The organism is Polaromonas sp. P1_F6 (assembly GCF_056405695.1).
This window is the reverse complement of record NZ_JBFUBQ010000001.1, coordinates 427,519-446,255: the sequence shown is the minus strand read 5'-3', so window position 1 is coordinate 446,255 and position 18,737 is coordinate 427,519. Positions and strand designations below refer to the sequence as shown.

Annotated in this window: 15 protein-coding genes and 1 tRNA gene; 8 read left to right on the top strand and 8 right to left on the bottom strand. The window is 61.7% G+C overall.

The genetic code is table 11. The annotated features are described in order from the left end of the window. Positions 1-38 precede the first annotated feature (38 nt). The 8 genes from AC1DY9_RS02130 (at position 39) to AC1DY9_RS02095 (ending at position 7,942) form a co-directional block, all read left to right on the top strand. Positions 39-1,142, top strand: coding sequence for an ABC transporter substrate-binding protein (locus AC1DY9_RS02130; RefSeq protein ID WP_477665687.1), 1,104 nt, complete (start codon positions 39-41; stop codon positions 1,140-1,142). A gap of 149 nt (positions 1,143-1,291) precedes the next feature. After that, on the top strand, positions 1,292-2,770 hold the full coding sequence (locus tag AC1DY9_RS02125) for an NAD-dependent succinate-semialdehyde dehydrogenase (protein ID WP_477665686.1): 1,479 nt from the start codon (positions 1,292-1,294) through the stop codon (positions 2,768-2,770). Between the two features lie 37 nt (positions 2,771-2,807). Next, on the top strand, positions 2,808-3,503 hold the full coding sequence (locus tag AC1DY9_RS02120) for a response regulator (protein ID WP_477665685.1): 696 nt from the start codon (positions 2,808-2,810) through the stop codon (positions 3,501-3,503). Further along, the gene (locus tag AC1DY9_RS02115) at positions 3,484-4,986 is read left to right on the top strand and encodes a sensor histidine kinase (RefSeq protein ID WP_477665684.1); all 1,503 of its coding nucleotides are present in this window, start codon (positions 3,484-3,486) and stop codon (positions 4,984-4,986) included. Before AC1DY9_RS02120 ends, AC1DY9_RS02115 begins: the two co-directional genes overlap by 20 nt. Before the next feature lie 265 nt (positions 4,987-5,251). Next, the gene (locus AC1DY9_RS02110; protein ID WP_457280964.1) at positions 5,252-5,674 is read left to right on the top strand and encodes a tripartite tricarboxylate transporter TctB family protein; all 423 of its coding nucleotides are present in this window, start codon (positions 5,252-5,254) and stop codon (positions 5,672-5,674) included. Continuing rightward, complete coding sequence (locus AC1DY9_RS02105; protein WP_477665683.1) at positions 5,674-7,221, top strand: tripartite tricarboxylate transporter permease; 1,548 nt, start codon at positions 5,674-5,676, stop codon at positions 7,219-7,221. The genes AC1DY9_RS02110 and AC1DY9_RS02105 overlap by 1 nt, the downstream gene beginning before the upstream one ends. Positions 7,222-7,360: 139 nt before the next feature. Then, positions 7,361-7,810 carry a DsrE family protein gene (locus tag AC1DY9_RS02100; protein ID WP_477665682.1) on the top strand — a complete coding sequence of 150 codons (450 nt, stop codon included), beginning with the start codon at positions 7,361-7,363 and terminating at the stop codon, positions 7,808-7,810. Between the two features lie 58 nt (positions 7,811-7,868). Continuing rightward, positions 7,869-7,942: transfer RNA gene (locus AC1DY9_RS02095), tRNA-Gly, on the top strand. A 109-nt stretch (positions 7,943-8,051) separates the two neighbouring features. Here AC1DY9_RS02095 and AC1DY9_RS02090 read toward each other — a convergent pair. The 8 genes from AC1DY9_RS02090 to AC1DY9_RS02055 all read right to left on the bottom strand — a co-directional run bounded on the left by AC1DY9_RS02090 (position 8,052) and on the right by AC1DY9_RS02055 (position 18,704). Then, on the bottom strand, positions 8,052-11,672 hold the full coding sequence (locus AC1DY9_RS02090; RefSeq protein WP_477665681.1) for an AAA family ATPase: 3,621 nt from the start codon (positions 11,670-11,672) through the stop codon (positions 8,052-8,054). Further along, the gene (locus AC1DY9_RS02085) at positions 11,656-13,197 is read right to left on the bottom strand and encodes a hypothetical protein (RefSeq protein ID WP_477665680.1); all 1,542 of its coding nucleotides are present in this window, start codon (positions 13,195-13,197) and stop codon (positions 11,656-11,658) included. Before AC1DY9_RS02085 ends, AC1DY9_RS02090 begins: the two co-directional genes overlap by 17 nt. Before the next feature lie 554 nt (positions 13,198-13,751). Beyond that, positions 13,752-14,189, bottom strand: coding sequence for a nuclear transport factor 2 family protein (locus tag AC1DY9_RS02080; RefSeq protein ID WP_477665679.1), 438 nt, complete (start codon positions 14,187-14,189; stop codon positions 13,752-13,754). A gap of 6 nt (positions 14,190-14,195) precedes the next feature. Further along, positions 14,196-14,987 (bottom strand): SDR family NAD(P)-dependent oxidoreductase, encoded by a 792-nt coding sequence (locus AC1DY9_RS02075; RefSeq protein ID WP_477665678.1) that lies wholly within the window; start codon positions 14,985-14,987, stop codon positions 14,196-14,198. 6 nt (positions 14,988-14,993) lie between these two features. Then, positions 14,994-15,542: a DUF3833 domain-containing protein gene (locus AC1DY9_RS02070; RefSeq protein ID WP_477665677.1), complete on the bottom strand. Its 549-nt coding sequence runs from the start codon at positions 15,540-15,542 to the stop codon at positions 14,994-14,996. Then, on the bottom strand, positions 15,539-16,852 hold the full coding sequence (locus AC1DY9_RS02065; protein WP_477665676.1) for an MFS transporter: 1,314 nt from the start codon (positions 16,850-16,852) through the stop codon (positions 15,539-15,541). Before AC1DY9_RS02065 ends, AC1DY9_RS02070 begins: the two co-directional genes overlap by 4 nt. Further along, on the bottom strand, positions 16,849-17,376 hold the full coding sequence (locus AC1DY9_RS02060; RefSeq protein WP_457280192.1) for a chalcone isomerase family protein: 528 nt from the start codon (positions 17,374-17,376) through the stop codon (positions 16,849-16,851). The genes AC1DY9_RS02065 and AC1DY9_RS02060 overlap by 4 nt, the downstream gene beginning before the upstream one ends. Before the next feature lie 50 nt (positions 17,377-17,426). After that, complete coding sequence (locus tag AC1DY9_RS02055) at positions 17,427-18,704, bottom strand: class I SAM-dependent methyltransferase (protein WP_457280191.1); 1,278 nt, start codon at positions 18,702-18,704, stop codon at positions 17,427-17,429. Positions 18,705-18,737: the final 33 nt, after the last annotated feature.

Below are 18,737 nucleotides of genomic sequence, written 5' to 3'. Positions count from 1 at the left end.
TTACACCCTTGCCCTCAAGCACCCGGAGCGCTGCCTCAATGAAAACACCCCACACACTGACACTCGTGATAACACTCGGCCTGGCGCTCTCCGTACAAGCCCAGACGCCTGTTCAAGCGCCGATGCAGGGATTGACCGTCGCCAACTTCGGCGGAGCCAACGGCAAAGCCCAGGATGTGGCTTTCATCCAGCCTTTCAAGGCAGCCTACAAAACCGATGCACGAGGGGTCGAGTACTCAGGAGAGCTCTCGGCCGTCCGGACCATGGTGACCGAACGCAAGAGCGAATGGGACGTGGTTGAAGTGGAGTCCGCGGACCTGAAGGCGGGATGTGATGCCGGCCTGTTCGAGCGCATCGACCGCGCCAGCATTCCCCATGCCGGCATGTTGCTGCCTGGTACCGTGCAGGATTGCGGCGTCGGCGCTTTTGTCTGGTCCACCGTGATGGCCTACGACCCAGGCCGGTTCAAGGAGACACCGCGCAACTGGCAGGATTTCTGGAATGTGCAGCGCTTTCCCGGCAAGCGGGGCCTGCGCAAGGGTGCGCGCTACAACATGGAAATCGCACTGATGGCCGACGGGGTCCATCGCCGCGACGTGTACACCACACTCGCTACCGAGGCGGGCGTCAAGCGCGCTCTCGCCAAGCTCGAGCAACTCAAGCCCCATATCGTCTGGTGGGAATCGGGCTCCCAGCCGCCCCAGCGCCTGGCCTCCGGCGAAACCACGCTCTCCACCGCCTTCAATGGCCGCATCGCTGCGGCCAACCGCGAACGGCTCACCCCACTGTCTATCTCGTGGCAGGACGCCGTGTATGAACTGGACTATTGGGTCATCATCAAGGGCTCGCCGAGGCGCGAGCTGGCACGCGCCTTCGTCAGTTTCGCTACCTCTGAAGAAGCGCAGCTGGCCTTTTCGCGTGAAATACCCTATGGCCCCACCCACTTCAACGCCATCCTGCGCTACGACACCGGACACAGCCGCCCTGCCGCCAGCGCACCGGTCACGGACCTGTCCATGGCGAATAGCGACTTGCCATCGGCGCCCGGCAACATGCGCCGGTCGCTCGCCTTTGACCCCGCTTTCTGGACACGCGGTAGCGGGGCCGAGCTGGAAAAGCAGTTCGCCCAGCGCATGAAATAGCCTGCCGGCCGGCAACAGCCGCCGAGCCGCACTGGCTGACCGGCGCCCACACCTGCATTTCCCTCCTTTCATCCGGAAGCCCGAAAACTGTCAGAATAAAAGCAGTTCCGGGCTTTCCATCACGCCCCCCGTTTTTAGGACACCAGCACATGGACATGAAAACTTCCCCCATCTCCCTTCTCAAAGACCCCAGCATTTTCAAGACCAACGCACTGATCAATGGCCAGTGGGTCACCGGTTCATCCCGCTTTGATGTCAATGACCCGGCCACCGACCTGAAGCTGGCCGATGTGGCCAACCTGGGCGCCCAGGATGCCGAAGCCGCCATTGCCGCGGCCAACGCGGCCTGGCCCGCATGGCGCAGCAAGACCGGCAAGGAGCGCCACGCCATCCTGCTCAAGTGGTACCAGCTGCTGATGGCCAACCAGGAAGACCTGGGCCGCATCATGACCGCCGAGCAGGGCAAGCCCTTTGCCGAGGCCAAGGGCGAAATCGCCTACGGTGCGAGTTTTGTCGAGTGGTTTGCCGAGGAAGCCAAGCGCGTCAACGGTGAGACCCTGCCCCAGTTCGACAACAACCGCCGCCTGATGGTCATCAAGCAACCGATCGGCGTGTGCGCGGCCATCACGCCCTGGAACTTCCCGCTGGCCATGATCACGCGCAAGGTCGCCCCTGCCCTGGCAGCCGGCTGCCCGGTGGTCATCAAACCGGCCGAGCTCACACCGCTGACGGCCCTGGCCGCCGCCGAGCTGGCCATCCGCGCCGGCATCCCGGCCGGCGTGCTCAACGTGCTGACAGCCGACAGCGCCAATAGCATTGCCGTGGGCAAGGTGTTCTGCGCCAGCGACGTGGTGCGCCACATCAGCTTCACCGGCTCCACCGAAGTTGGCCGCATCCTGATGGCGCAAAGCGCGCCCTCCATCAAGAAACTGGCGCTGGAACTGGGCGGCAATGCCCCCTTCATCGTGTTCGACGACGCCGATGTGGACTCGGCCGTTGATGGGGCCATGGCCAGCAAATACCGCAATGCGGGACAGACCTGCGTCTGCGCCAACCGCATTTATGTGCAGGATGGGGTGTACGACCAGTTCGTTGAAAAGTTCGCTGCCAAGGTCAAGCTGCTGAAGGTCGGCAACGGTTTTGAGGACGGCGTGGTGCAGGGCCCGCTGATCGAGGACGCCGCTGTCGACAAGGTGCAGCGCCATGTGGATGACGCGATGGCTAAAGGCGGAAAACTACTTGCGGGTGGTCACAAGATCAAGGGCCAGTTCTTTGAGCCGACCGTCATCTCCGAAGCCACCGCAGACATGCTCTGCGCCCGCGAAGAAACCTTCGGCCCTTTCGCGCCGGTCTTCCGCTTCCAGAAAGAGCAAGAGGCGATTGACGCCGCCAACAACACCGAATTTGGCCTGGCCAGCTATTTTTACAGCCGCGACATCGGGCGCATTTACCGCGTGGCCGAGGCGCTCGAATACGGCATGGTCGGCATCAATGCCGGCGTGATCGCCACTGAACATGTGCCCTTCGGCGGCGTCAAGCAGTCCGGCCTGGGCCGCGAGGGTTCCCGCCATGGCATGGAGGAATACCTGGAGATGAAGTACCTGTGCCTTGGGGACATCCAGCGCTGAATCGATTCACTCACAGCAAACAGCGAATCGAACCAACATGCGCCTGCTGCTTGTGGAAGACGAAGCCGAGATGGCCTCGTGGCTGGTGCGCGCATTCAAGCAAAGTGGCTTTGTGCCCGACCATGCGCAGGACGCCGGCACCGCCGAGTCACTGCTGGCCGGCAATGACTACGACGCGATCGTGCTCGACCTGCGGCTGCCCGACAAACACGGGCTGAACCTGCTGGCCGATATTCGCAAGGCCGGCAACCGCACGCCCGTGCTGGTGCTGACTGCGCAGGGCTCGCTTCAAGACCGGGTCAAAGGCCTGAACGTCGGAGCCGACGACTTCCTGACCAAACCCTTTGCGATTGAAGAACTCGAGGCCCGCATCGCCGCGCTGGTGCGACGCAGCCGGGGGCGCTCGCACGCGCCGCTGCAGTGCGGTTCGCTCTCGTGTGCCCACGACAGCCGCGCCTTCACGTTGGCCGGCACGCTGTTGCAACTTACACCGCGCGAAAGCGCCGCGTTGTCGGTGCTGCTGGCGCGCAGCGGCTCGCCGGTAGAAAAGTCGCAACTCTCGGCCAAGGTCTTTCCGGCCGACAGCAATGCCGGCCCTGACGCCATCGAACTGGTGCTCCACCGGCTGCGCCGCAAGCTCGACGGCGGCGACGTGCGCATCGTCACCGTGCGCGGCCTGGGCTACATGCTGGAGGCCACCGCACGTGAAGCGCATGAAGATACTGCGGACTGACCTCGACCGCTTCGGCATACGCGCGCGACTGCTGACGCTTCTGCTCCCGGCCATCCTGGGCCTGCTGGCCCTGGACAGCTGGAACGACTATCGAGCCTTGCGGAACCAGGTGCAGGACGCCTACGACCAGGCCATGCTCGAATCCGTCCATGTACTGCGCGGCAGTCTGTCGGTAGGTCCGGACGGTTTGCTGCACCTGAATGCGCCATTGGCGGTACAGGCGGTGGTCGATGCCGCCGGCCCGCTGCAAAAGTACCTGCATATCGGATTGACTCCGCTAGGGGTGGACTCTGCAAGTGAGGTGACCTTGCTAGGCGCAACCGACTTGCCTGCACCGCCTGCGCAGCAGGCCCCCTCGCCCTCTTCCATCGCCTCCCCCGTGGTCTGGTACGACAGCGACTACCGGGACCATGCAGTGCGTGTGGTGGCGCTTCAAAGCAAAGTGCTTGACGAGCGTGGCCAGGCCTTTGACCTGCTGATCCAGGTGGCCGAAAGTACCGAGCCGCGCGACCGGGCGCAGGCGGCCACGCTGCGGCAGGAATTGATACGCGACACCCGCATGGTGCTGGTGATGGTTCTGCTGGTCTGGCTGGGCGTGACCTGGTCCTTGCGGCCGCTGGAGCGCCTGCGCAAAACCGTGTTGGAAAACAAGGGCCGTGACCTCAAGCCGCTGGACACCAGCGGCGTGCCGCATGAAGTGGCGCCGCTGGTCGATGCCGTCAACCAGCACCTGGCCAGCTACCGTGATTTGCTTGAGCAGCAGTCGCAGTTTCTGGCCGACGCATCGCACCAGCTGCGCACACCGCTGGCCATCATGCTGACCCAGGCCGGTGTCGCGCTGCGCGAAAAAGACCCTGAACAGCTTCACACCACACTGCGCGCCATGGTCGTGCAGATCTCGCGCAGCCGGCGCCTGTGCGAGCAACTGCTGTCGCTGGCGCATGCAAACGACAGCGCACTACCCGAAGACGCACCCGCCGTCGTCGACCTCAACGGCATCGCGCGGGACGTGGTGCTGCAGCACCTGACATTGGCCCATGAAAAAAACCAGGACCTGGGCTGGGTAGACGCGGCTGAAGATGCACCGGTGTCCGGCGCATCGCACGAAAGCCCCGCGGTCCCGGTGCTGGCTCGAGGCGCCGAACTGCACGAGGCGCTTTCCAACCTGGTGCACAACGCCATCGTCTACACGCCGGCAGGCGGACACATCACCGTGATGGTGAACATCGTTGATGAGATGGCGATGGCCGAAGTACGCGACGACGGCCCGGGTATTGTCAAGACGCGGCGTGCTGAAGTGTTTGAACGATTTCATTCGGCCGGCCCGACCGAGAAAGGTGCGCGCGGCGCCGGGCTAGGTATGGCCATTGCGCGCGCTTATGCCAGGCGCAACGGCGGCGATATCGAACTGGCCGATGCGCCCTCAGGCACCGGCTTGCGTGCCACCCTGCGGCTGCCGCTGGCATCCGGCCCACAGGGCTGAGCGCACCCGGTTGAGCCGCAGCCAGCGGCTTCACAGGCGCGCCTCTACCCGTTAGTGATAACACGTATTTTGAGTTCGGCTGCGTAAAACGAAAGCCGATTGGAAGCCTCGCTTCCTAACATCCGCTCCATCCCAAACGCCCCCAGTCGGTTGCAACTTGTGCACCGGCCAAAGGCGGGGCCACCACCAAGGAGACACGGATGAATCACCCCCCGTTTGTGACAACGCCCGCAGCGGCGCAGCCATGGAGAAAACCGCTATGAACATGAAGAACCGTAACTTCGTGCGGGGCCTCTGCCTCATGGCGATCGCCCTGCTCTTTGGCGGGGTGTCGCTGAATTACACAGTAGGCGAATTAAGCCGGTCCGGACCCGGCATGTTCCCCTTGATCGTGAGCTCCCTGCTGTTTGTGATTGGCGTGCTCACGGTGGTGCGCTCGCACTTCTATGACCCCGTCCCCCTGGACTACGGCGTCAAAAATATCGCCCTCATTCTGCTGAGCCTCGTCGGGTTTGCAGTGATCTCCCACTACATCAACATGATTCTGGCCATCATATTTCTGGTGTTTTGTTCCACGCTTGCAGGTACGTCGTATTCCGTGGTGCGCAACATCAAGATCTCGGTGGGTCTGATCCTGGTTGCCTTTGCCTTCAAAAACTTTCTCGGCCTTAGCCTGCCCCTCTACTGATGGACATCCTGCATAACCTCTCGCTGGGTTTCGAGCATGCGCTGACCTGGCAAAACCTCCTTTATTGCGCTCTTGGCTGTACGGTGGGAACACTCATCGGACTGCTGCCGGGACTGGGCCCTTTGTCGACCATCAGCCTGCTGCTGCCCCTGACCTATTCCATTCCCACCGGCGGCGCGCTCATCATGCTGGCCGGCATTTACTACGGGGCCCAATATGGCGACAGCGTGAGCGCCATCACCATGAAGATCCCGCATGCCAGCAGCATCGTCGCCTGTATAGACGGCTACCAGATGACGCTCAAGGGGAAGACCGGCCTGGCCCTGTTCACCGCGGGCATTTCCAGCTTCATTGGCGGCACCGTGGCCATTCTGGTGCTTTCGACCCTGGCTCAACCACTGGGTGAAGTGGGCTTCCTGTTTGGGCCGGCTGACTACTGCGCCCTCATGCTGCTGGGTTTTTTCTGCGTGAGCTTTGTCAGCAGCGGCAGCCTGCTCAACGGCCTGGCCATGGCCATGGTTGGCGTCCTGCTTGGGATGGTCGGCACCGATGTGAACAGCGGCACTGCGCGCTACACCATGGACCTGCCGTTCCTGATGGACGGGATTGGCCTGATCAGCATCGCCCTGGGCTGCTTCGGCATTGCAGAGGTGGTGAAAAATCTCGACAACAAAAACGTGCTCACCCCGTTCAACGGCGAGATCAAGCTCATGCCGACCTGGCCCGAGTTCAAGCGCATCATCCCCAGCGCCCTGCGCGGCAGCATCATCGGCTCGGTCCTGGGCATACTGCCCGGCGGCGGCCCCACGATTGCCCAGTTCGCCGCCTACGCCGCCGACAAGAAGTTCAGCAAGTACAAGCATGAGATCGGCACCGGCTGCATCGAAGGCGTGGCCGGGCAGGCCGCCGCCGACGAGGCCGCCGCACGCACCAGCTTTATCCCGCTCATGGCCATCGGCATTCCCGAAAATGCCGTCATGGCCCTGATGATGGCCGCCTTCGTCATCAAGGGGATCCAGCCCGGCCCCAATATGATCGCCAGCCACCCCGATTTGTTCTGGGGTCTGGTAGCCAGTATGTGGGTGGGTAATTGCTTCCTGGTCATCCTCAACGTGCCCCTGGTGCGCTACTGGCTGTCGGTCTTCAAGATTCCCTACACCGTGCTGTTTCCGGCGATTCTCTTTTTCTGCTGCATCGGCACCTTCAGCATCAACAACAGCCTGGACGACATCTACATCACAGCCGTGTTCGGCCTGGTGGGTTATTTGTTTTTGCGCCTGGAGATGGAAGCCGCGCCACTCCTGCTGGGTTTCATTCTGGGACCCATGCTGGAGGAAAATTTCCGCCGCGCCATGCTTCTCAGCCGGGGGAGTTTTAGCGTCTTCGTCAACAGACCCATCAGCGGAACCTTGCTGGCCATGATCGGAACGCTGGTCGTGTGGCAGGTCGTGGTGTTTGTCCGCAAGCTGATCAAGGCGCCCGACCATCACATCCACTCGGACGGCAATGCGCCCGCCGTACCGCTACCCGCAACCGGCGGTAAATGAGGTCGACGCGAGGCAAAGGCGGTAGAGCCCGCCGGTTCTCCCCCGACCCTGAAAGCCCCCAAGCCTCTCACGAGCTTGGGGCTTGTTTCATGCGGCCGTTGTGTTGAAATGAGCCCTCCCCTTCAGGAGACACACCAACATGAACCGCAGACTCTTCATCCAGGCCGGGGCCGTCGGCTCGCTAGCCCTTGCCGCTCCTTTTTTGATAGCTGCTCGCGCACAACCAGCGGGCGCCACAGGCACAAAACGTCCGGGAATTGTGATCCAGATCAGCGACAACGACCCAGCCAAGTGGAACCTGGCACTGAACAACGCCAAAAACCTGCAGGACGACGTGGGCGCCACCAACGTCGACATTGAAATCGTCGCCTACGGGCCCGGCATCGGCATGCTCAAGCTGGAGTCTCCCACCGGCGCGCGCGTCGGCGACGCCGCCAAAGCCGGCATCAAGGTCACCGCCTGCGAAAACACCATGCGCGGCCAGAAGTTGACGAAAGACGACATGCTCGCCGGCATCAGCTATGTGCCCGCCGGCGTCACCGAAATCATGAAGAAGCAGCATGAAGGCTGGGCGTACCTGCGGCCGTGATCGACAGCTCAGGCTTGGCTGGCTCCGCTGGGCGACCGCTTCTATAATCGACAGAGTCGCGGGTGTAGTTCAATGGCAGAACGGCAGCTTCCCAAGCTTCATACGAGGGTTCGATTCCCTTCACCCGCTCCAAACCCTTGTAAGTCCTTGATTTAGCAAGATTTACATAGCAATCTCACATTCGTTGCGTGAAGCCGCTGCAAAAAGCTTCACGACGCCCTTAAATCTCCAATAGCAACTGCTACGCGGAAATTTCGGACACCATTGGGCCCTCTGAGCCAATGGCTTGGAACCGATAAAACTTCGCAGATGTCCCCATATGACGGAATTTGTGGCGAGCTAGCTGCAATAGCTTCTCGTCGCAGGTAGAGATGACGAACTGCCGCTCGCCTTCCGGAGAACTCTGCAGGCCAAGAATCAGGTCGAGTAAGGCATACGTGTTCAGGTCATCGAAGTGAGTTACCGGATCGTCCATCATGATGGACGAAAAACCCGACCAGGTCTGCGAACTGCAAGCGGTGAGAAACAGACCCAAGACCAATGTCTGCACCTGCGACTGACTGAAGAAGTCCGTCGGCCTCAACGTCTCTCCCTTGCGATGGACACGGATGCTGATGGCAGCGTCCTTGCTGGACACCTCAATTTCGCCAAAGCCGTAGACCGGACGAAGCCGCTGTTGAATAACAGCGGTCCTTGGCCCGTACTCGGCGATGAAGTGGTCGGTCGCGAAGGCTTGCTGCGTGCTGAGAAGTTTCTTGACCTCAGTGAAATACCCGACCCAAGGCTGGACTTGCTGCGCGCGAGCGGTAGCTTCCTGAACCACTGTCTCATTCGCAAGAATGCGCTGGCGGATGTTCTCGAATGCGGCGGAAGTGGCGGCGGTGTCAACGGCCACCTCCAATTCCGCAACGCGGTCTCGCAACCCTAACGCTGAGGCTTCGCGTGCTGCGGCGACTTCCCCTTGCTGACGGAGCTCCTCCAGCGAAATCGCACTGTCGAACTTTGCAGCTGCCAGCTCCGACAAGATCGACTGAACGCCGGATTGATGCCCTGTCCAAGCTTGATTCGCCTGCTGGTGGCTAATTCGAGCGGCAGTAACGGCCGCCTTTGCCGCCGCCTGGGTTGCCTTCTGACGGTCGACGTGCTCATTCGCTGATTGGGCGGCCGCGCTTGTCAAGATCCTTTGTTCTTCGGTGGCGCGCTCCGCGTCTGTCAGAGCCTGGAGGCCGCTTGCCAGATTGATGGAGCCTCGATTGGCTTCATTGAGCAACTCGGTCAAGCGCTTCTGTGCAACGCTCAGCGCTGATTCAGCGGCCTGCCGCTGCTGGCCGAGCGCTTGATCGGCTGCATGGGCAGCTGTGAGCACGGCTTCGGCTGTTTCAAGCGATTGTCTCGCTGAGCCAATGGCCGCCGCGGCGTTCACCTCATCCTCATGAACCTTGATACTGAGGATTTGCGTCTGCTGCGACGTCTCGCTGGTTAAAGGAATCCCAATTGAGCTCAGCGACGCCTCGAAGTTCGCGCGCTGTTGCTCCAATTGCGACCGTTGGGTCTGCGCATGCGTGAGCTGCAACTCCTCCTGCTTCACTCGTTCGGCGAGTGCTTGACCTTGGCTTACAAGCATATAGAGCGCTGCCCGCTGTGTCACGGCAATATTGCTAAGCTGGACGATACGGTCACCGTGCTGCATTCGCCGGTCGATGGCTGCCAATAGGCCTTCCGTGCTTCCATGGTCGTGCCCGCACAGTTGACAATTTGGCCCATCCACATGGCCGCGAAGTTCCGAAATAAGCTCCTTGAGCCTCGAATCGCTGCTGCTGGCCTCTGCAAGCTCCCGCTCGGCCTGTGCAACTGAAAGCTCCTGCGAGTGTTCGTCCAACCGAACATCTCTGAGTTGCCTGCGAAGTTCCTCGATTGAGGCCTGTAGTTGAGCCTCAGCGCTCAGAAGATTAACGAGGGTTGGCGCAGCTTGTTCCCACGCTGCGGCGACTTCTCTGACCGATTGGAAATGAGCTCGCTTCTCCGATGCGGCTTTAAATGCGGTCTCGGCCCATTGGACCAACGCCACGGCTTCGAGTTGAGCCGCTTGCGCTTGCTCTAAGCTCGCACGTTGTTGACTCACACGCGAGGAAAGTGCGCTTAGCCCTGCCGCCAGACTTTGAGCTTGGTTTGTCAACTGTTCATACTCGGGTTGGACCGACACGGCCCAGTTCAACCAGTCCCGTCGAAGTTGAAAGCCCTGTTCCTGCATCTTTAGCTGCGCTAACTGGCTAGACACGGTGCCGAGATGTTCTGACGCCTCCTTCTCTTGCGCTTCAGCATGCTGCAGTTGGACCTGCCGCTCAGTCAACTGAACTCTCATCGGCTCAAGTTGCTCGCGAAGAACGCCGAGCTTCCCGACGTGATCTATAGCCCGCGACAACATCGCCCGCTGAGCGACTGTCTCAGTCGCCGCAGCGTCTAGCATGGCCCTCAAGCCTCTAGTGTCGCGTGACGCAATCCCGGAGATGTCGAAGCCGGCGGCCGAGATAGCTTCCTCCAAACCAGCGAAGCGGGCGTCCAGCGCTTCTGAGGAGGTATCCGAGGCAGCAAGTCCCTCCAGACGTTCTAGCTCTTTGCGCTCAAGCGCGATGGCCTGTTTGGCGTCGCCTATGTCGCTAGTTGCCTTGCTGTGTTCCTGCGCTGCGAGCTTCAGCACTTCCTCGGCCTTCTTGAGACCGTTCGCGTAGTCCTCGAAGGCGAGCATCCGCGAGACCAACTCTGACGATAGCTCGCACTTCGACGCCACGTCTTGCGTGAGTTCTTGGTTCTCTTGGCTGAACAGGTGCGTTGCTCGGAAAAGGTCCACTAGGCTGTCTACTCGATCGGCACCCGGGGTCGTTCCGCCGGTCAGCAGACTAAGAACTTCTTTACGTGGTGTGACCTTGCCGTCAACCAAGGCGTTGTTGTAATCAGCAAGATTACGCGTGATGACATGTGTCTTGCCTTCCCGCTCCAGCGTAAGTGAGACCTCTGTGGGGTCGCTCCCGCTGTCCAGGTGCTTTGCGATCCGGGTTAGCCCGCCAGGTGCCTTGGCGAGGCGACCGACACCACCAGTGACAGCGAAATCGATGGCATCGAAGAACGATGTCTTTCCGAAGCCATTGGGACCGTAGAGGATGGTCACTGCCGATCCGAGTTCGAACACCTTCTTCGTCCGATAGGCTCGAAAGTTCTCGATAGAGATGAACTTCAGGGTGGCTTGAGCCCGGTCTTCCCCGGTCTCAGTAATCGCACTGGGACCTGCTACCGACTGCAGTGCTTCGGAGGGGCCATAGATGCCAGCAAGACAGCCGTGCAGGATTGTCGATGCGCTACTCGTCGACGGCACCACGAGCGCCTTAGCAAGGTCCGCCTTGAGATTGCGCTGACGAAGCAGTGTCTGCGCTGACGGCGGCCTCGTCTGGGTGCCTGGAGTAATGGGCGAAAGAGGAAGAAAGGGCAACCTGGCCAAGCTATTGGCCAGGGCACCGTCAAGACGAACGACGTATTTCCTGCAGAAGTACACGTCGACCTCCACACGCGAACAGAAGTTTGCGTCCACAGTGACTTCCGCCGGAAGGCAGTACACGAAGGCCACGTCCTTCGTTGACCACTGCGCACTATTCTTCAAGTAGTGCTTCTTGAAGGCTTCATACAGCGGCAAATAATCGTCTTGGTCGCCGACGGCGAAGGCGGCCAACGAATGTTGGCGCAACATCATCACGACGGGCAGGCAGCCGTCCCGGAGGACCTCTTCAGAGAACGTCGCTCCCCCCATGAGGTCCGCCAAAGTGGCCCTCAGTTCTGCCGGTAGGCTCAAAGTCTCAGGAGAGCTTTGCATCGAGTGCCTCCTTCAACTTGTCTTGGTTCGCCGCATTCCGATACGCGCCAAGCACATCGTGGTAACCAACGCGAATGATCGCGCTGGTTGGTTGAGTGAATTTCGCTTCGGTAGATGGCTCATCTTGGACTTGATCGTAGATGGACTTGAAACGCGGGTCCCATGGGGTGTTGTCCTCGTCTCGGCTGACAACCACCAATTGCCCCCTGTGCTCAGGCAAGCAGTTGAGCACGTGCCTATCGCAGTCCTCATGGCTGGCTCCCATCACGGCAATAACCTCCAGACTGCTATCGTCCTTCATGATGGTCGCATGAGCCCCGTTTCCATGGAATGTTGCCGGGTAATGAGCCAAGTCGAGAATCGAGAAGGTGTGTAGAAGGTGCTTCACAGCATGGCTTTCGCCGCCCGTCCATTCGTCCGGCGTGCCTTTGCAAGCTGTGAGACTCGCAAAGTTCACGGTGGAACCGAGAGCACCTGCTTTCAGCTTACGTAGCTCACCGACCGCCCGCCGGTGTGCGACACCAGCCGCTGCGGTCAATGGCAGGTGTGCGTGCGCAGTGGCCAATGACTTTGAAGGCTCATCAAGTTCATCGTTCATCCACTTGACAACCGCAGGTACAGCGCCTCCGGGTGCCCTGGGATCATCCACGCCATGAAACGGGTGTACGGTAGGTTCACGTAGCGCGAATCGGCGCCCTGCCGATCCCGGAGGCAGCGTTGACGGATGAATGACCAAGAACGAGTGAATACAGGCTCCGCGCTCGCGAAAAACAGCGTCTCGAAAGTTCTCTAGTATTTCCCCTCCTCGCTGCGGCGTACCTCCGTTGCCGTATGTCGGCATGCACTTTGGGCGCGAGAAGCGGCTCTGTGTAACGATGACTGCGGACTGGCCGAACTTCTCAGCTTTGCCGGGCGTCTCCTTACCGGCGACGTTTGCCATTACCAAGCAGGTCTCGTCGCGAGTGACTCTCGGATATTGAGCGGGATCAAAGAATGGCCCCACCTGGCTCATGAAGGAAGCATGAGACGGCGCAGGGTTGCATTGCGCTACGAACAACCAAGTCAGAGGAAGCATGCCGCCTAACTGGCCAGCCCGTGTGGCAATCCCATCGAGTAGCCACTCCCACATTCGCTTCGCATCCGTTGACCCGATCCAATCGAAGCAAAGCAGGGTGGCGAACTGGTACGGGGCATCGGCGTTCGAGTGGACGCCTTTAAACACGTAGATTGAACGGCCTTGGTACATCGACATGTAATTGACGTCTAGTTCAACCCAAGCAGGGGAGAGCTTCGGCTGTACCCAACTGTGAACTTCACCGTTCGGCAGTTTCGCCCAGGTGACCACGCAATTCACCCATTGATGCGCCTGTATCCGGTCAAGTCGGTTTTCGACGATGTCATACGTCGTATTCGGCTTTTGAACCAGTTCAACAAACTGATCTTTAGTCAGTCCATCCACTCCGCCGATGACGAGCGTTTCCATTGGCCACTCGGCAGCTTCCATGACCGCCGTAATGCGATTCACGCCATCCAGTCCTGGAATCGTACATTCGGGAAAGATGGTGAAGTGAGTTTTTTCTAAGCCGTGCGCGCAACTCCGAGAGACCGCCAGAGTTTCATCTATGCACTGCAGACCCCGCTGTCGTTCTGCGAGAGTCCACGTAAAGGGCTCCTGCGGTAGGAGAACTAGGTGGGGTTGCGCGATGACCATAGCAACCTCCCCGCGCGGAAGGCGTACCCCTAGCAAACCCAAGTCAACCTCTGCGACCGCAACCATTGAGTCTCCCCGCTACTTTTGCAGGCGATTCTGACACGAATGGTGACAATTCAACTAATTTTGGTGTTCGAGCCTCTTGCTTGGCGATGCATCCTCAATGCACACCCTTTGCGGATTTGAATCGATAGAAGTCAGCCTCGCTTAGTCAGTTTGGTCCTCTTCTTCAGTGCTAGGCCAATTGCTGCTTTTACTGCCAACGGCGAGAGTGTCTTTGCGGCAATCTATTCGCATCTGTAACGGTCGACGCACCAACGTGCGTATTGACCCACTGACATAACTAGGAGCCGCCGCGCCTGCCCGCCTCACGAACTGCTGCGCCGCTTCAACCATCTCATCAAGCCACCGACCACAGGCAGCTTTTCATACAGCTCTTCCGCCGCGTCCCAGTAATCGCGATGCAGCGTGATGCGGCCTTCGCCGTCCAGCACCAGGTGCGAGCCGCCCAGGATGCACTGCGCCCTTCCCCGCTGAAAACGTTTGAAGGCAAAGTGGAACTCCCAGGTCAGAAAGCATTGCGTGCCTTGCACGATGCGCCCGGTGATGACGAAGCGCGGGTTCTCCAGGGTCTCATACATGTGGCTGTAGATCTGCTGGATCGCGGGCAAGCCATGCACATCGTTGAACGGATCTTTAAAACGTGCATCGGGAGCGTAGATGGCGCCCAGCTTTTCCACGCCCGCGGGGGTGAGGGTCTGGAAGGTGTCGGCAATGCGGTCGACAGCGTAGTTGGCGAAGTTCATGGATTTCTAGGCCTGCCTGAGGCGGCGGGTCGCCGCGAAAAATAGGAAATAGGGCAAAAGCCGCAGGGCTTTCATCCAGAGGGTAAAGCGTTTGGGGAAGTGGATTTCAAATTCTCCGCGTGCCCAGCCCTTGAGTATTTCCTGGGCCGCCTGTTCGGGGCTGATCAAGGCGGGCATTTTGAACTGGTTCTGTTGCGTGAGCGGTGTGTTGACAAAGCCGGGGTTGATCAGCGCAACACCCACACCCCGGGGTTGCAGGTCCAGGTACAAGGTCTCGGCGAGGTTGATGAGCGCGGCCTTGGTGGGGCCGTAGGCCAGGCTGTTGGGCAGGCCGCGGTAGCCGGCGACGCTGCCCATGAGGCTGATGTGGCCGCGCTGGCCGTTGCGCGGGTTCGGCGGCCGCGCCAGCAGCTGCGGCACCACGGCGTCCAGCAAGTAGAGCGCGCCGAGGTAATTGACTTCGTTGTGGCGTAGCAGGTCACCCAGGTCCATGTGGGCGGCGTCCATGGCGTGATAGTGGCCCGCGCAGTACACGACGCAGTCCAACGCATCCTGGGCGGCCAGGGCCGATGCCGCGGCCTTGACCGCGCACGCGTCGGTCACGTCCAGCGGCAGGGCCAGGGCGCCGGGGTGGGCGTCGACGAAGGCGTTGAGCGCATCCACGCCGCGGGCCGAAACCACCACCTTCGCGCCCCGGGCGTGCAGCGCCGAAGCGGTGGCCCGTCCTATGCCGGTGGATGCGCCTACCAGCCAGACCGTGCGGCCGCGCCAGTCCGCGATGCGAGAGTTCAGTGCCATGCTGATCTATCGCTTGATGAAGGACAGCGTCACTTCGCCCAGGCCCACACCCCACTTGCGCATGGCGGCCTTGTTGAGCATGACTTTGTCGTTCATGAGGTACATCCAGTCGTCAAACTGCACGTTGATGACCCGGCCGTCCACCGGCAAGGCCAGGGTGTAGGCCCAGTTGAAGGCGTTGCCGCTTTGCCGGCCCTCGGCGGTGCCCACGACGTCGTCGGCCTGGCCGGTGTAGCGGCCGTCGGCGTGGCGCGTCAGGCGCCAGATGCGCCGCTGGGTCGTGCCGTCGGAATAGCTGAAGGCTTCGTCGAGCACGCCGGCGTCGCCTTTCCAGGTGCAGGTCATCACCACGCTAAAACGCTTGACGACCTTGCCGGAGCGGTCGGTGAAGATGCCGTAGGCGTCGAGCGTGCCGTTGAAGTAGTCTCTCAACTCCAGCACCGGGGCCTCCTTGGCGTAGTCCTGCACTTGCGGCGTGCTGCATGCGCCCAGCAAGGCGGCGCACACCACGACGGCGAGAAGGCGTGAGCGGTGGAAAAAAGTGCGTTGTGTCATGGGGTGTGCGGCTGGGCCGTGGTTGGGAGGATGAAAAAATGGAGCGCACCGGCCGCCAGGGCTTTGAGCGCGCAGGGCAGGAGGCAGTAGGCGGCGGTGAGCAGGGCGGACGCGTTGGCATCCCGCACGCCGGGCACATAACCGAGCCAGCCCAGCAAAGGCAGGGCCAGGCCGGCGGCCAGCGCGAGATTGAGCTTGGTGGCGAAGTTCCACCAGCCGAAGTAAGCCCCTTCGGCGCGACCGCGGTCACCGGCCCTGGCGATGACGCCGGCCAGCAGCGCGCCGGGAAGGACCAGGTCGCTGCCCAAAGCCGCGCCCGACAAGGCGCACACCAGCAAAAACCAGGATGCGTCGCCCGCGCCCAGCCGGCTCGCGCCCAGAAAAACCGCAATGGACAGCAGCATGCCAAAGCGCCAGCTGTGCACCAGCCCCCAGCGCTTGACCCCGCGCAGCCACAGCGGCATGGACAGCGCGCCGCACACAAAGTACACGGCCAGCGCGGCGGACTGCATGGCCTCGCTGGCCAACAAACGGTCTTGCAGAAAAAACAGCACCAGCGTGGCAGGGATGGCGCTGGCGATGCCGTTGAGCAGGTAGACGCCCAGGAGGCGGCGAAAGTCGGGATTGCGCCACGGATGCCGGAGCACGCCGGCCGTTGTGTCTGCAGCGGTTGTCGCCGCATGGCGGCGCCCAGGCCGGGGCGCCGCACGCCAGGCCCACCAGCCGACTGCCAGGYCGGCGACCAGCAGGGCCAGCATGACGGGCACGCCCAGCAGCGCGGGCGTGACCGACGCGAGCAGCACGCCCACCAGGCCCAGCCCTTCGCGCCAGGCCACCACGCGGCTGCGATACAGCGCGTCGCCGCCCAGCATGGCGCCCCAGGACTGGTGCGCAATAGACAAAGCGCTGTAGGCCGCGTAGGTCACGACCAGCCAGAACCCCGCCCACCAGAGCAGTGCGGTGGGATCACTCACCAACGGCACAAACAAAAAAGAAAATCCCACGGCGAGAACGGCTCCGGCCAATGCGCCCATCACCAGCACGGCGCGAAGCGATACGACATAGAGTCGATCGCACAAGCGGCCCAACAACGGATCGATGACCGCATCGAGCAGACGTGCGCCCAGGAGCACGGCGCCCAAAGCCGCGAGCGAGACGCCCCAATGGCGCGTGTACAGATTGGGCATTAATACATACAGCGGCAAGGCGCAAAACGCCAGGGGCAACCCCAGCAGGCCGTAGCGCGCCCCGCCGCTCAGACCCAGAACCCGGGGCTCCGCTTCGATGCGCGCGGCCATAGAGGAATTCATGGTGCGGCACCCACCGGGGCCGGGGATTTCTCCTGCGCCAGCAGCGCGCGGCGCATTTGCGGCTCGGAGGTTTGCGGTGACAGCCAGATACCGAAGAAGAGTTTGGCAAACAGCGGGTCGCGCACTTCACCGAGCAGGCGGCCGTTGCTCCAGAATACCGCGCCCGTGGCGGGCTGGTGCACCCCGGTGATGCGATCGCCGGTTTTGACATCCGGGAACAGCGCGCGCATCTGGTTTTCCCAGGCAACTTCCTGCGCCGGGGTCATGGGGGTGACGGGCGCCTGGCGGCGCATCTCCGCAATGGATCGCCGGGCAATGTCGGCCCCTTTGAAGTCACGCAGGTAAGCCAGCTCCAGCGCAAACGGGCTTTTTTCATAGGCTGGCCCGTCGAATCCTGGTGCGACCCAGAGGGTCGCCCGGTAAACCTCAAGGCCCCAGAATTTCAAATTAGCCTGACCCGACAGGCTGGCCGCGGGCAAGGCGGAGCGCAGCTCTTGCGGCAGGGGCAGAGCCTGAACTTGCAAGCAAGACAAGCACCCAATGACCGCCAATATCGCGCAAGCAGATGCGTTTTTCATATCGAAAGCGCTTCAGGTTTGCGCAAGGTGTACTGCATCAGGTTGATATCACCCGTGTCAAAGGCAGCCTCGCAGTAGCCCAGGTAAAACTCCCAGATGCGCATAAACCGTTCGTCAAAGCCGAGCGCCGCCACCTCGGCCTTGCGGGCGATGAAGGCGTCGCGCCAGCGGCGCAGCGTCTCGGCGTAGTCCGCGCCGAAGGCGAATTCGTCCACCACCTCCAGCCCCGCGGCCTGGGCCTGGCAGCGGAACTCCCGCGGGCAAGGCAGGCAGCCGCCGGGAAAGATGTACTGCTGGATGAAGTCGGTCGAACCGACATAGCGGTCGAACAGTGCGTCGTTGATGACGATGCTTTGCACGCAGGCCCGCCCGCCGGGTTTGAGCAGGCGGCTCACGGTGGCGAAGTAGGTGGGCCAATAGGCCTGGCCCACGGCTTCCACCATCTCGATGGAGCAGATCGCGTCGAACGGCGCATCCTGGATGTCGCGGTAGTCCTGCAGGCGCAGGTCGGCCCGCCCGCCCGCGCCGGTGCCGACGTCCAGGCGCTGCATGCGGGCATTGGCATAGGCCAGTTGCTCGGTGCTCAGCGTCACGCCCACCACGGCCGCGCCGCGTTCGACGGCGGCCTGCTCGGCAAGCGCGCCCCAGCCGCAGCCGATTTCCAGCACGCGGTCGCCGGACTTCACATTGGCCATTTCCAGCGCGCGGCGCACCTTGGCGTTCTGCGCCTCGGGCAAGGAGCGGGACAGGTCGCCGTCAAACCAGGCGCCGGAGTAGTTCATGGTCTCGTCCAGCCACAGGCGGTAAAACGGGTTGCCCAGATCGTAGTGGGCATGGATGTTCTTGCGGCTGTTGGCGCGGCTGTTGTGGTGCAGCAGGTGCTTGACGCGGTACAGCAGCAGCCCGAACCATGTGCCGAAGATCATGGCGTCGACCTCCCGGCGGTTGGCGGAGAACAGCTTGAGCAGTTGGGTCAGGTCGGGCGTACTCCAGTCCCCGGCGATGTAGCTCTCGGCAAAGCCAATGTCGCCGGACTTGAGCGCGGCGCCGAACACCTTCCAGTTGTGCAAGGTGATGCTGGCGCTGGGGTGTCCGGGCATATGCATGTCGTGCTGCTGCGGGTGCTCGCCAAAGCGGCGCTGCGAGCCGTCGGGCAGGTGCAGGGTCAGCGCGCCGTGGCGCAGGTTTTGCAGCAGGCGCAGCGCGCTTCGGGCGGCGGCCGGCGCATCATTTGGAAACGCAAGGCCTTGGACGGTGCGGGTAACGGCGTTCATGTCGGACTCCTGGAATGGGGCTTATGCATTGCG